Source organism: Streptococcus sp. X13SY08 (genome assembly GCF_001182825.2).
Classification (GTDB): Bacteria; Bacillota; Bacilli; order Lactobacillales; family Streptococcaceae; genus Streptococcus.
In genome coordinates, this window is record NZ_LFYO02000003.1 from 146,120 (window position 1) to 159,732 (window position 13,613).

Consider the following 13,613-nt stretch of genomic DNA (forward strand, 5'->3'; position numbering starts at 1 on the left):
ATAGAAACTTAGGTGTATCCTAGGTTTCTTTCCTTTTGTCGCAAAATAGCTCTACTTGCTTCTCGAAAAGCAGGTTCATTTGTGGTAAACTGGTAGGATAGAGTTGATAAGATTCAACACGCTAGACAAGAAAAAAGGAAGTATGCATGACAGACAAGTTTCAGTTATTACTTGAACAAATTGGTCTACCGCTTGATGTTCGGTCGTCAAGTGCTTTTTCTGCTGGGACTATCGAAGAAGTAGTGGTTCACAAAGTCAGTAAATCGTGGGAATTTACCTTCCGGTTCCCGGAGACCTTACCACTTGCGCACTATCAGCTTTTTAAAGCGCATCTACTCAATAGTTTTAATCAAACTGGCAATCGCGCTAGCCTTCGATTAGTGGTAGATGAGCCTGATTTGGATATCAAGACGCTCCAAAGCTATTACCAAGAAGCCTTTCAAGAAGAATTGTGTCAGAGTGCAGGATTTAAAGCGCTTTTCCAAGGGTTAGAGATTGATTTTCGTGATAAGGTGCTTTGGATCAAGGGTCCAAAGGCGCTGGATTCTGTTCATTTTCGAAAGAATCATTTGCCAAATCTAGTTGCGCAAATGGAGCGTTTTGGTTTTGGTAAAATGGCCATTGATTTGGAGATTTGCCAAGAAATGACGCAGACCATGGAAGAGCAGTTCCATGCGCAGAATGAGGAAATTTACCAAAAGGCTAACTTGGAAAATTTGGAAGCCATGGAGCAGCTGTCGCAAATGGCACCACCTCCTGAAGTCGCTCAGCCATCTTTCCAAGAATTTCAAAAAACGCGTCCAGCCAAGGTGAGTTTGGAAAAGGTTGATATTACGCCCATGATTGAGGTAGAGACTGAAGAAAATCGCATCGTTTTTGAGGGCTTGATCTTTGAGGCGGAGCAGAAAGTGACGCGGACGGGACGGGTCATCATCAACTTCAAGATGACGGACTACACGTCTTCCTTTGCACTACAAAAATGGGCTAAAAATGAGGAAGAAGCCCAGAAGTTTGATATGGTCAAAAAGGGTGCTTGGTTGCGCGTGCGAGGCAATGTGGAAACCAATCATTTCACGCGGGATTTGACCATGAATGTACAGGAGGTGCAAGAGGTTAAGCGCGATATCCGTAAGGATCTCATGCCTGATGACCAGAAACGGATCGAATTCCATGCCCATACTAATATGTCGACTATGGATGCCTTGCCGACGGTTGAGGGTCTAATTGCGCGTGCAGCCAAGTGGGGACACAAAGCAGTGGCCATTACCGATCATGGCAATGTTCAATCTTTTCCACATGGTTATCATGCAGCGCGAAAAGCGGGAATTAAGGCTATTTTCGGATTGGAAGCTAATATCGTTGAGGATAGTGTCACTATCGTCTACAATGAGCAAGACTTGGAATTGTCCGATTTGACCTATGTGGTCTTCGACGTGGAGACGACGGGACTTTCCGCGGTCTACAATTTATCAATCCTAGTCATCCGCTTAGCCAGTTTACAACGGATTTGACAGGGATTACGGATGAACATGTCAAAAATGCACGCCCGCTGGAAGTTGTCTTACAAGCCTTTCAGGAATTTTGTCAGGATTCTATCCTAGTAGCTCACAATGCCAGCTTTGACGTGGGCTTCATGGATGCCAATTATGAGCGTCATGGACTGCCACTGATTAGTCAGCCGGTCATTGATACCTTGGAATTTGCCCGTAATCTCTATCCAGAATACAAGCGTCATGGTTTGGGACCATTGGCCAAGCGCTTCGGTGTGGCTTTGGAGCACCATCACATGGCCAACTACGATGCTGAGGCAACGGGGCGTTTGCTCTTTATTTTCCTGAGAGATGCCCTTGAAAAACACGATATCCACAATCTTTCTCAACTCAATACAGAGCTGATTGCCGAGGATTCTTATAAAAAAGCCCGTGTCAAACATGCGACCATTTATGTGCAAAATCAGACAGGGTTGAAAAATATTTTCAAGCTGGTTTCGCTCTCTAACACCAAATATTTCGAAGGAGTGCCCCGCATTCCGCGAACCGTTTTGGATCAATATCGCGAATGGACGATGCGGTTAAGGTGGCGGCCTACTACGATTTTGTAGAAGTCATGCCACCAGCACTTTACGCGCCAATGATTGCGCGCGAGCAATTCCGCAATATGGAAGAAATTCATACCTTGATTAAGAACTTGATTGAGGTAGGACGCAAGGCCAATTTGCCAGTTCTTGCGACAGGAAACGTTCACTATATTGATCCTGAAGAAGAAATTTACCGAGAAATTATCGTACGTGCCCAGGGGCAAGGGGCTATGATTAACCGTCCTATTGGACATGGCGAAGCAGCGCAGCCAGCACCCTTACCAAAAGCCCATTTCCGTACGACCAATGAAATGTTGGATGAATTTGCCTTTTTAGGAGAGGGTTTAGCGCGTGAAATCGTCATTGTTAATCCAAATCTTTTCCTTGAACGTTTTGAAGAAGTTGAAGTGGTCAAGGGGGATCTCTATACGCCTTATATTGAAAAGGCGGAGGAAACAGTTGCAGAGATGACCTATCAAAAGGCCTTTGAAATTTACGGCAATCCTCTGCCAGATATCATTGACTTGCGGATTGAAAAAGAGTTATCGTCTATTTTGGGGAATGGTTTTGCCGTGATTTATTTGGCATCGCAGATGCTGGTGCATCGCTCCAATGCACGGGGCTACTTGGTTGGTTCCCGTGGTTCAGTTGGCTCCTCCTTTGTTGCGACCATGATAGGGATTACCGAGGTCAATCCCATGCCACCTCACTATGTCTGCCCAGAGTGTCAGCATAGCGAATTTATCACCGACGGGACCTATGGTTCAGGCTTTGATATGCCAGATAAGCATTGTCCAGAATGTGGTGCTGAGTACCGCAAAGACGGGCAAGATATTCCTTTCGAGACCTTCCTAGGTTTCGATGGTGACAAGGTTCCCGATATTGACTTGAACTTCTCAGGAGATGATCAGCCCTTTGCCCATCTGGATGTGCGGGATATTTTTGGAGAAGAATATGCCTTTCGTGCGGGTACGGTTGGTACGGTGGCGGCCAAGACAGCTTATGGTTTTGTTCGCGGATATGAACGGGATTATGGCAAGTTCTACCGCGATGTAGAAGTGGAACGCTTAGCGGCAGGGGCTGCTGGTGTCAAACGAACGACCGGTCAGCACCCGGGTGGTATCGTTGTTATTCCAGACTACATGGATGTTTATGATTTTACTCCGGTACAATATCCTGCCGATGATCGGACAGCCGAATGGCAAACGACTCACTTTAACTTCCATGATATCGATGAGAACGTGCTCAAGCTGGATGTCCTCGGACACGATGATCCGACCATGGTGCGGAAATTGCAGGACTTGTCAGGGATTGATCCGCAGACCATTCGTGCGGACGATCCAGGAGTTATGGCGCTCTTTTCAGGCACCGACATTCTTGGCGTCACTCCTGAGCAAATTGGGACACCGACTGGCATGCTGGGCATTCCGGAATTCGGGACCAACTTCGTTCGAGGAATGGTGGAAGAAACCCATCCAACTACTTTCTCTGAGCTCTTACAGTTATCCGGTCTATCTCATGGTACTGACGTTTGGTTAGGAAATGCGCAGGACTTGATTAAGGCGGGGATCGCGGACTTGTCCTCAGTTATCGGTTGTCGGGATGACATCATGGTCTACCTTATGCATGCTGGTCTTCAGCCTAAGATGGCCTTTAATATCATGGAGCGGGTGCGGAAGGGCATGTGGCTCAAGATTTCTGAAGAGGAACGAAACGGCTATATTCAAGCTATGAAGGACAACAATGTTCCAGATTGGTACATCGAATCTTGTGGAAAAATCAAGTACATGTTCCCTAAGGCCCATGCGGCTGCCTACGTTATGATGGCCTTACGTGTGGCCTACTTCAAGGTGCATCATCCGATTCTGTACTATTGTGCTTATTTCTCTATTCGTGCTAAGGCTTTTGACCTTGCCACCATGTCGGGTGGATTGTCAAAAGTTAAAGCTAAGATGGAAGTCATTGCCCTCAAGAAGAAGAATAATGAAGCTTCTAACGTGGAAAATGATCTCTACACAACCCTTGAAATCGTCAATGAAATGTTGGAGCGTGGCTTCAAATTTGGTAAGCTAGACCTTTACAATTCGGATGCCATTGACTTCAAGATTGAAGGTGACACCTTGATTCCACCCTTTGTCGCTATGGACGGTCTGGGTGAGAACGTTGCTAAGCAAGTGGTGGCGGCGCGTGCTGAAGGCGAATTCCTTTCCAAGACTGAACTCCGCAAGCGTGGGGGTCTGTCTAGCACGCTGGTTGAAAAGATGGACGAGATGGACATTCTTGGCAATATGCCAGAAGATAATCAACTTAGCCTCTTTGATTAAACAAGTAGTTGTCATAGAATAAAGAAAAATATACTTTGTAATAACAAGTAGATGTCCATTTCAAAAAGATAAGGGGTGGTTTTTTGTGGATGCACAATTGTTAAAAGGGGTCTTAGAGGGATGTGTCTTAGGAATTGTTTCCCAAAAAGAAACCTATGGATACGAGATACTGTCAAAAATCGATCAGGCTGGTTTCCAAGAAATCTGTGAAGGGAGCTTGTACCCCATCTTAACAAGGCTTCATAAAAATGGTTTTATTAGTTGTCGGAAAGCCAAATCCCCCCTCGGACCTATCCGAAAATACTATGCTATTACTTCAAGCGGTGAGAAAAAACTTCAATCTTTTTATCGAGATTTTGAAGAAATCATTAGCGCTGTTAATCAGATAAAGGAGGAAAAATAATGGGAATTTTTGATTTAGCCGAACAACTAAAAAGTCCCTATCGAGAAGTTTTTGAACGTGCCCAGATTTATAGTACGATTGAAAATATCCCAGATCAAGAAGCAGAGGAGGCCTTGCTCAATCTTTACGACCTTTTATTTACGGCTCAGGAAGAAGGGAAGCCAATTTTAAAATTGGTTGGTCCTGATATGGGAGTCTTCTTCAAACATTATTTTGAAGAGCGTAAAATAGGACAAAAATTAGCCAATTGGCCGGAAGTTATTTATTTTTTGGTTAGAAATTTACTGATTTTAGAAGCCATCTTTTTGGTGGGGGATCTGATTGCGGGACAAGTCACAGCAAATGAGGATATTTATTTTTACTTAGTCGGTATTTTCTTGAGTTTGCTCACGATTCCACTGGGGCATTTGACTTATTACTCATTATTAAGGATTGGAAAATTGCGTACATCCGTTTTCTATCCTATTGTTTTAGCTATCTTTCTGTTTTTACTTTCTTTGTTTCTTTGGGTAAACCCTGCCCTTCCAATTATGGTTCCCAGATATTGGGTCATGGGAATGGGTGTCCTATATCTTGTAGCTTATAAAATCTATAATCTATATAAAAATCAAAAAAGATTCGGTCAATGGCAGAATCCTAATCGACGAGCAAATAAAGAATTTTTGACATCTACTAAGAAAAATAGCCAGTATTTGAGAATGAAAAATGAATTTTACAAAACCATGGCTCGAAGATATAAAAAGTGGGAAATGAAAGGTAAGAAGTCAGAGGCCTACTTTCTGAGAGAAGAAAAGTGGATGGGGCGAGATAAAATGCTCTTAAAATGGGGATTATTTCTGGTACCGCTTGTGTCTCTCCCCTTTGCAATCCCGGTCTTCTTAAGCGATCCTTTGCAGGATGCTTTGATTTTTCTGGCCATAGAATGGATATTTGTGGGTTTGATTGTGCTGGGAATCCAAAAATTAATAAGCTTTGGTCTGCCTGCACGGCAGGAAATTCTGAAAGAAATGAAGCACTATAAAGAAAATTTAGCTACTTTCTTCCATGAGAAGCAGTAAGATGGTATTTTACCAGCCTAATACTTTTGTGGTATAATAAGTACTATCATCCTATATAGTAAAAAGGAGAACTCATGGTTTTACCAAATTTTAAAGAAAAGCTTGCAAAATATGCTCATCTCTTGGTTAAGCAAGGGATTAATGTGCAACCTGGTCACACGGTTGTGTTGACCATTGCCGTTGATCAAGCTGAATTGGCTCGTCTCTTGGTACAAGAAGCCTATAATCTTGGTGCTGCTGAGGTCATGGTAACTTGGACAGATGATTTTGTGACACGTCAGCGTTACTTGAATGTCCCAATCGAACGTTTGGAAAATGTCCCACAACATCGTATTGAAGAAATGAATTATGTGTTGGACAAAAAAGCAAGTCGTTTGGTCATCTTGTCAGATGCGCCAGATGCCCTTGACGGTGTCGATCCAGAGAAATTATCAAAAGCGACTCGTGCAACCAGCATTGCTTTGAAACCACTTCGTTTGGCTAGCCAAGCCAACAAAATTAGCTGGACACTTGGTGCGGCTTCTAGTCCTGCTTGGGCAAAACAAGTCTTCCCAGATGCTGCGTCGGAAGAAGAAGCAGTGGACCTCCTTTGGGACCAAATCTTCAAAACCTGCCGTATTTACGAAGAAGACCCAGTTCAAGCTTGGGTAGAGCACGAAGCACGTTTGGACGAAAAAGCTGCTGTCCTCAATAAAGAGCAATTTGTGAAGTTGCACTACCGTGCGCCAGGCACTGACTTGGTACTCGGTATGCCAAAAAATCACATTTGGGAATCAGCTGGTTCCATCAATGCGCAAGGGGAGCACTTTGTGGCAAATATGCCAACAGAAGAAGTCTTTACAGCGCCAGATTTCCGTGTGGCAGATGGCTATGTAACTTCTACAAAACCACTCAGCTATAACGGCAATATCATTGAAGGCATCAAAGTGACCTTTGAAAATGGTGAAATTACTGAAGTTTCTGCTGAAAAAGGCGATGAAGTGATGAAGAAATTAGTCTTTGACAACCGCGGTGCGCGTGGTCTTGGTGAAGTTGCCCTTGTACCAGACAAGAGTCCAATTTCACAATCAAATATCACCTTCTTCACAACGCTCTTTGATGAAAATGCTTCAAATCACTTGGCCATCGGTGCTGCCTATGCCTTTTCTATCGAAGGCGGAACAGGAATGTCTGAAGAAGAATTGGAATCAGCTGGTATGAATCGTTCTGACGTTCACGTGGATTTCATGATTGGTTCTGACAAGATGGATATTGATGGTATCCGCGAAGACGGTACAGTTGTGCCAATCTTCCGTAGCGGAGACTGGGCTATCTAAGCAAGCTAAAAAGAGCGGTCGCAGACTGCTCTTTTATGATTTTTTGAAAATGAAAGGATGCAAGATGACAGAGATTCAATACAAGTGGGCAACGCTGGGCACAGGTGTCATTGCTAATGAGCTGGCGCAGGCCATGGAAGCGCTGGGAGGCAAGCTCTATTCAGTGGCCAATCGGACCTATGATAAAGGTGTGGCTTTTGCGGAAAAATATGGCATCGAAAAAGTTTACAAGGAAATTGACCAAGTTTTTGATGATCCAGAAGTGGATATTATCTACATCTCGACGCCGCACAATACCCACATCAACTACCTGCGAAAGGCTCTAGCTGCGGGTAAACACGTTCTCTGCGACGCTCAATAGTGCCGAGTTGGAAGAAGCCATTACGTTTGCGGAGAAACATCATGTTGTGCTTGCAGAGGCCATGACTATTTTCCACATGCCTCTCTATCGCAAGCTCAAGGAAATCGTGGATGCTGGCAAACTGGGTCCACTCAAGATGATTCAGATGAATTTTGGTTCTTATAAAGAATATGACATGACCAATCGTCTCTTTAATCGTGAGTTGGCAGGTGGTGCGCTCCTTGATATCGGAGTCTATGCGCTCTCCTTTGTGCGTTGGTTTATGGATGAACAGCCAGACCAGATTGCCAGTCAAGTCAAGCTGGCTCCGACAGGAGTGGATGAGCAGGTCGGTATTCTCTTGACCAATCCTAGCGGACAAATGGCAACTGTTGCGCTCAGTCTTCATGCCAAACAACCAAAACGCGGCATGTTGTCTTATGATAAAGGCTACATCGAAAGTTGGTGACACAAAAAATGCCCTGCGCTATGAAGTGCAAGACATGGAGGAAACTATATCAGGAAAAGCTGACCACGGCTACTTAGCCTACAGCCGTGATGTCATGGCTATCATGACCCAGCTCCGAGAAGAATGGGGCATGACCTATCCAGAGGAGGAGTAGGAGATACAGCGTTTTGTCAATTCTATTTTATTGAATGATCAACATACCAGCTTTAATTGCCAGCGGGTGTTCTGGGTCGATGCGGTCGTAGAACATGATGCCATTGATGTGGTCGATTTCGTGTTGGACGACGATGGCGTTGAAGCCGCGGAGTTTAATTTTTTGTTTTTGGTTGTTTTTATCCGTGTACTCGACAGTGACACGGGCATGGCGGACAACGTAACCAGGGACCTCACGGTCCACAGATAAGCATCCTTCGCCTCCTTCGATGGCAGCTTCTTGGACAGAATGGGCAACGATTTTAGGGTTGTACATAATTTCTTGCAATGAGTAGGCCTCTTGGGGTGAATCTCCCTCTTCGTCCTCAGCGTTTGGCACAAGGACTGCAATGATGCGACGAGAAACGTCCAATTGTGGTGCGGCAAGACCGACGCCACCTCGCAATTTCATTTTCTCCGCCATCACAGGATCTTGTGAATGCTTCAAAAATTGCATCATTTTTTCACCTAAAATAATGTCTTGGTCAGATAGAGGAACTTCTACTTCCTGTGCTTGCAGGCGTAAAGTTGGGTGTCCTTCTCGAATGATATCATCCATATCAATCAGGTGGCTCACTTTGGTTAATGTTTCAATTGCAGACATGATTTCTCCTTCTTTTCTTTGTGTCTAGTATAGCATGAAATAGAAAAGATGAAAAGTTGCGTCTCTGGAAATTCTTTTTGTAAAATATCCTAATTTTTCGTAGTTATTCCCTATTTTTATTGGGCAGAATCTGTTATACTGAAGAAAGATAAAACGAGATGAGGATAGGGTATGAAACACCTCCTAGAAAAAATTAGTATTTTGGCTCTTTCGACCATGTTAGTGTCGACATTTGCGGTCTCACCGGCTATTCCACAGATGATTGTTCATTTTGCTGGTCAAGGGATTAGTCAAGGACAGGTTGAATTCCTGATGACAATCACCTCTTTTGCTATTATGATTTCTTTATTGGCGAATCCGTACTGTCTAGCTATCTGTTGGTTTTCTTATCTCGGATTTGTTTAGGGCTAGGAATCGGCTTAATCAACGCGCGTGCCATTAATATTGTGGGCACTCATTTTTCTGGTAAGGAACGTATTCAGATGATGGGGCTTCGAGGTTCTGCGGAGGTTTTGGGCAGTGCAACTTTAACAGTTTTGGTAGGTTGGTTAATCAGTCTTGGCTGGCATGCAGCCTTCTTGGTCTATCTTTTTGCACTTGTTCTCCTGGCACTATTTGTTTTATTCGTGCCAGAAGATGAGGAAGAAGAAATTGTTGGAGATTTGAGCGAGATCAAATTGACTGCTCAGATGTGGAAAACGGGGCTTCTCCTAGCTTTCTTGGCCTTCTTTGTTATCAATGTGAATATCTTCGTTACCATTCGCATTCCGACCATGGTAGTTGAACACGGTTTTGGGACGGCTCGTGAAGCTAGTTGGATTCTAGGTTCTATGCGAATTATGGGAATTGTCGCGGGAACCCTCGTTGGTATTTTGGTCGAACGACTCAAAGATTGGCTTTTGCCGCTTTCCTACGTAGTATTCGGTGTGGCAGTATTAGGTATTGCTTTTTCAAACAACCTCTGGTTCCTAGCTCTTGGTGCCATGGTTTCTGGCTTCTTCTATAGCGTCGTTTTAACCATCGTCTTTAGCCAAGTAACGGTTCATACGCCTAAGCCCTTGCTGAGTGCGATGATGACCATTGTCCTAATGGGGTGCAATATCGGTGGAGCAACCGCATCTGTCTTACCAAATTTCCTTGAGACCTTACATCCCAGCGGGGCAGGTGCTTTTGGAATTTATGCTTTGGCCTGTGCGCTGATTAGTGTTGGTCTGATTTTCCGACAATTATCTAGTAAAAAATAAATCATGAATTGAGAGAGTGGGAGGGACCGCTCTCTTTTGTTATAATGGAGAAAGAAAAGAAACAAGGAGAAAGAATACGTGTTAGAGAATAATCGTTTGAATGATTTGCTTAATCGGTTTCCAGAGGATGTTCAGATCATTTTCAAGGAAATGATTCAGGCTTATCAACTGGGGTATGTGGATTATGTTTATCAGACGGACAAGGTGGATGTTCAGAATCGTCGCATAAAAAATCTTATCAAAAGCTTTCGCCGCATGGATTATTTCTACGTCATGCCCTTGAGTCAAGATTTAGCGCTGGAGATTGCGACCCAGTGTTTTATAATGCAGCTGCGGATCCCGAGGATTATGCGGAGTTAGTATCGGCAGAAGCACGCGCAGATCGTTATTTTGCGGTGATTCGAAACGGCGCTCTCATGGGCTATTTCTGCTTTGAAAAGACAAACGAAGGTCTAGAGCTGGGACTTGGGATGAAGCCTTCTTATACTGGTCAGGGAAATGGCAGAGCTTTTTATCAGACTATCGAAGTTTACCTAAAAGAGAATCTTTCTCCTAAAAAAATCCGCTTAGCTGTCGCTGCTTTCAATGAATGAGCACAGTCTCTTTGCCGTGCTGTCGGCTACACAGAAACCAACCATTATCCGCAGAAAACAAATGGAGGAGTCTATGATTTTATTGCTATGGAAAAGGAGTTGAAGGATGAGGCTGGATAAGTTTTTAGTGGATTGTGGCCTTGGCAGTCGGACTGAGGTCAAGCAACTGCTTAAGAAAAAAATCGTCACCGTGAATGGGGCTGTTCAACACTCGCCCAAGCTGCAGATTGATAGCGACGCAGATGTGGTTGCGGTAGATGGAAGAATTTTGACTCATGAAGACTTTGTCTACTATTTGCTCAATAAACCACAGGGAGTGATTTCTGCGACAGAAGATAAAGTGCATCGCACGGTCTTAGATTTGCTGGATGATATAGCTCGCCACAAGCAGGTCTTTCCTGTAGGGCGACTGGCCCTAAAAAACATGTGGATAAGCGTTATCTGGCCCATGTATCGGGTCTTATGGATGTGGACGATGTTCTAGCCTTTGAAAAGGGAATTTCCTTGTCAGACCATGACTGTCAGCCAGCGATTTTGGAAGTCTTAGAGTTACATCCAGAACATAAGTCTTGTCAGGTAGAGATTGTCATCCGCGAAGGAAAATTTCATCAGGTCAAACGGATGGTGGCGGCGCGTGGTAAGAAAGTGGTTGCCCTCAAACGCCTTAGTATGGGGCCGCTCCAGCTGGATTCGCAGTTGAAAACTGGAGCTTGGCGTCGATTGACAACTCAGGAAACGCAGCTCTTGGAACAATTTGGTGTTCCCCTTTAAGATTTTTACAAAAATACTAGCCATTTTTTGGGAAGTGTGTTAGAATACAACAAGCGTAGGTTTTTAAACTCATCCCGTGAGGTGAGAAAGACATCAGAAAAAAATTAAGGGCCTATGACTATATGAAAAATAAGAGGGCCCTTTTTGTGTGCTCTCGAGGAGGATCAAAAGTAGATTTGCTTTTGGATGTAGATGAGAAACCACCAGTTGTTCAGGGGCTCTTGCTTAGTTTCCAACACGTCTTTGCCATGTTTGGTGCGACCATTTTGGTGCCGCTTATCTTGGGAATGCCGGTTTCGGTGGCGCTCTTTGCTTCGGGTGTTGGGACTTTAATCTATCAGGTGGCTACTCAGTTTAAGGTACCTGTTTATCTAGGCTCTTCCTTTGCCTATATTACAGCGATGGCGACAGCTATTGAAGCGATGAAGGGCCAAGTTTCTGCAGCACAGACTGGAATTCTCTTTGTCGGCCTTATCTACGTTATCATTGCAGCTGTCGTTAAAGTGGTGGGAACCAAGTGGATTGATACACTTTTGCCGCCTATCGTCATCGGCCCCATGATTGTTGTAATTGGTCTTGGTCTTGCCAATTCTGCAGTTACCAACGCAGGTTTTGTAGCGTATGGTGATTGGCGCAATATGCTAGTCGCTATTGTGACCTTCCTCATCGCAGCTTTTATCAATACTAATGGAAAAGGTTTCATTAAGATTATTCCATTTCTCTTTGCTATCATCGGTGGCTATATCTTGTCAATGGTACTTGGTTTGGTAGATTTTAAACCCGTAATGGATGCAGCATGGATTGAGTTGCCAGGTTTTATTTTACCTTTTAAAACAAATGTTTTTGACAGCTATAATCTCTACTTTGGTCCAGAAATGATTGCAATCTTGCCAATTGCTGTTGTAACGGTTGCTGAACATATCGGTGACCACACGGTCTTAAGTCAAATTTGTGGACGTCCGTTCTTAAAAAATCCAGGACTGAATCGTACTTTGATTGGGGACGGTGTTGCAACAGCTTTCTCAGCTATGATTGGTGGACCGGCTAATACAACCTACGGTGAAAATACAGGAGTTATCGGCATGACGCGGATTGCTTCGGTATCTGTTATCCGTAATGCGGCTCTGATTGCCATCGCCTTCTCTTTCCTTGGCAAATTTACAGCTCTTATCTCAACGATTCCAAGCGCAGTCTTGGGGGGCATGTCTATCTTGCTCTATGGTGTCATTGCAAGCAACGGTCTCAAAGTCTTGATCGAACGTCAGGTTGATTTTGGACAAGTGCGCAATCTCATCATTGCTAGTTCCATGTTGGTCTTGGGGCTTGGTGGGGCTGTTCTTGATCTCGGGGTTATGACACTTTCAGGTACCGCCCTTAGTGCGATCGTTGGGATTCTTCTCAATCTCATCTTGCCAAAAGGAAAATAAATCATGTACAGGAGCCAGCGTAAGCTGGCTCCTGTACATGAAAAGCATTTGACAGAAAGAGCAAAGCTTGGTAAAATAGATAGGTCTATAAGACAATCTAGCTTTTTCTTGGTCGTGGGATATGCCAACCTGCTACTCGGATGAAGCCAAATATAAAGGAGAAATATCATGGCAATCTCAAAAGAGAAAAAAAATGAAATCATGGCACGATATGCTCGTCATGAAGGCGACACTGGTTCAGTTGAAGTACAAGTAGCTGTACTTACTTGGGAAATTAACCACCTCAACGACCATATCAAACAACACAAAAAAGACCACGCTACTTACCGTGGTTTGATGAAAAAAATCGGTCGCCGTCGTAACTTGTTGGCTTACCTTCGCCGTACAGACGTTAACCGTTACCGTGAATTGATCAACTCACTCGGACTGCGTCGTTAATCTAAGATACGGAGCCGTTAAGCGACACAACGTAAAATAGGAAAGCTGACGAAGATGCCAAGCATCTAAGGAAGTTTTCTCTTTTTGCACAGTGTCGTGGGCGAGTTCAATTAGTCTCTTCATGTTTGAAGAGGCTTTTTGTTTTGAGCTATGTTCTGTGTTCACTTTCATTAAAAGCGCTCGATACTTCGTTAGCTACTGTTCCATAACCTCAATGTTAATGGAACAGTAGCTGCCTCGTCTCAATCGCTTTTAACTAAAAAGATAAGGAAGATTCTTCAGTTTTGGGGAGTCTTTTTTGCTGCTCGAAATCCTAATTTTTTCAACAGAAGAAAAGAACCACGGGAAACCGTGGTT

At 44.0% G+C, this 13,613-nt stretch carries 7 protein-coding genes and 4 pseudogenes; 10 read left to right on the forward strand and 1 reads right to left on the reverse strand.

Translation table 11 applies throughout. The annotated features are described in order from the left end of the window. Positions 1–146: 146 nt before the first annotated feature. The 5 genes and pseudogenes from AEX56_RS06415 (at position 147) to AEX56_RS06435 (ending at position 8,141) form a co-directional block, all read left to right on the forward strand. Positions 147–4,401 (forward strand): annotated as a pseudogene (locus tag AEX56_RS06415) (PolC-type DNA polymerase III). 85 nt (positions 4,402–4,486) lie between these two features. Continuing rightward, positions 4,487–4,804, forward strand: coding sequence for a PadR family transcriptional regulator (locus AEX56_RS06420; RefSeq protein ID WP_049618402.1), 318 nt, complete (start codon positions 4,487–4,489; stop codon positions 4,802–4,804). Continuing rightward, the gene (locus AEX56_RS06425; protein WP_049618403.1) at positions 4,804–5,862 is read left to right on the forward strand and encodes a hypothetical protein; all 1,059 of its coding nucleotides are present in this window, start codon (positions 4,804–4,806) and stop codon (positions 5,860–5,862) included. Before AEX56_RS06420 ends, AEX56_RS06425 begins: the two co-directional genes overlap by 1 nt. A 74-nt stretch (positions 5,863–5,936) precedes the next feature. Then, positions 5,937–7,178, forward strand: coding sequence for an aminopeptidase (locus AEX56_RS06430; RefSeq protein WP_049618404.1), 1,242 nt, complete (start codon positions 5,937–5,939; stop codon positions 7,176–7,178). A 64-nt stretch (positions 7,179–7,242) separates the two neighbouring features. Beyond that, positions 7,243–8,141, forward strand: a pseudogene (locus tag AEX56_RS06435) (Gfo/Idh/MocA family protein). Between the two features lie 27 nt (positions 8,142–8,168). Here the strand turns inward: AEX56_RS06435 and def are convergent. Beyond that, complete coding sequence (def, locus tag AEX56_RS06440; RefSeq protein WP_049618405.1) at positions 8,169–8,783, reverse strand: peptide deformylase; 615 nt, start codon at positions 8,781–8,783, stop codon at positions 8,169–8,171. A gap of 171 nt (positions 8,784–8,954) precedes the next feature. Between def and AEX56_RS06445 the strand changes: the two are divergent. The 5 genes and pseudogenes from AEX56_RS06445 to rpsO all read left to right on the forward strand — a co-directional run bounded on the left by AEX56_RS06445 (position 8,955) and on the right by rpsO (position 13,256). After that, positions 8,955–10,027, forward strand: a pseudogene (locus AEX56_RS06445) (MFS transporter). A 314-nt stretch (positions 10,028–10,341) separates the two neighbouring features. Further along, on the forward strand, positions 10,342–10,620 hold the full coding sequence (locus AEX56_RS09395) for a GNAT family N-acetyltransferase (RefSeq protein WP_330218255.1): 279 nt from the start codon (positions 10,342–10,344) through the stop codon (positions 10,618–10,620). Positions 10,621–10,726: 106 nt separating this feature from the next. After that, positions 10,727–11,391 (forward strand): annotated as a pseudogene (locus tag AEX56_RS06455) (pseudouridine synthase). 122 nt (positions 11,392–11,513) lie between these two features. Continuing rightward, positions 11,514–12,818 (forward strand): uracil-xanthine permease family protein, encoded by a 1,305-nt coding sequence (locus AEX56_RS06460; RefSeq protein ID WP_049618406.1) that lies wholly within the window; start codon positions 11,514–11,516, stop codon positions 12,816–12,818. Positions 12,819–12,986: 168 nt separating this feature from the next. Then, positions 12,987–13,256: a 30S ribosomal protein S15 gene (gene rpsO / locus AEX56_RS06465; RefSeq protein WP_049618407.1), complete on the forward strand. Its 270-nt coding sequence runs from the start codon at positions 12,987–12,989 to the stop codon at positions 13,254–13,256. The last annotated feature ends 357 nt before the right edge of the window (positions 13,257–13,613 follow it).

Coding starts and splice junctions, on each gene's coding strand:
- rpsO (WP_049618407.1), top strand. CDS start 12,987: ATGGCAATCTCAAAAGAGAAAAAAAATGAAATCATGGCACGATATGCT.
- AEX56_RS06460 (WP_049618406.1), top strand. CDS start 11,514: ATGAAAAATAAGAGGGCCCTTTTTGTGTGCTCTCGAGGAGGATCAAAA.
- AEX56_RS06425 (WP_049618403.1), top strand. CDS start 4,804: ATGGGAATTTTTGATTTAGCCGAACAACTAAAAAGTCCCTATCGAGAA.
- def (WP_049618405.1), bottom strand. CDS start 8,783: ATGTCTGCAATTGAAACATTAACCAAAGTGAGCCACCTGATTGATATG.
- AEX56_RS06430 (WP_049618404.1), top strand. CDS start 5,937: ATGGTTTTACCAAATTTTAAAGAAAAGCTTGCAAAATATGCTCATCTC.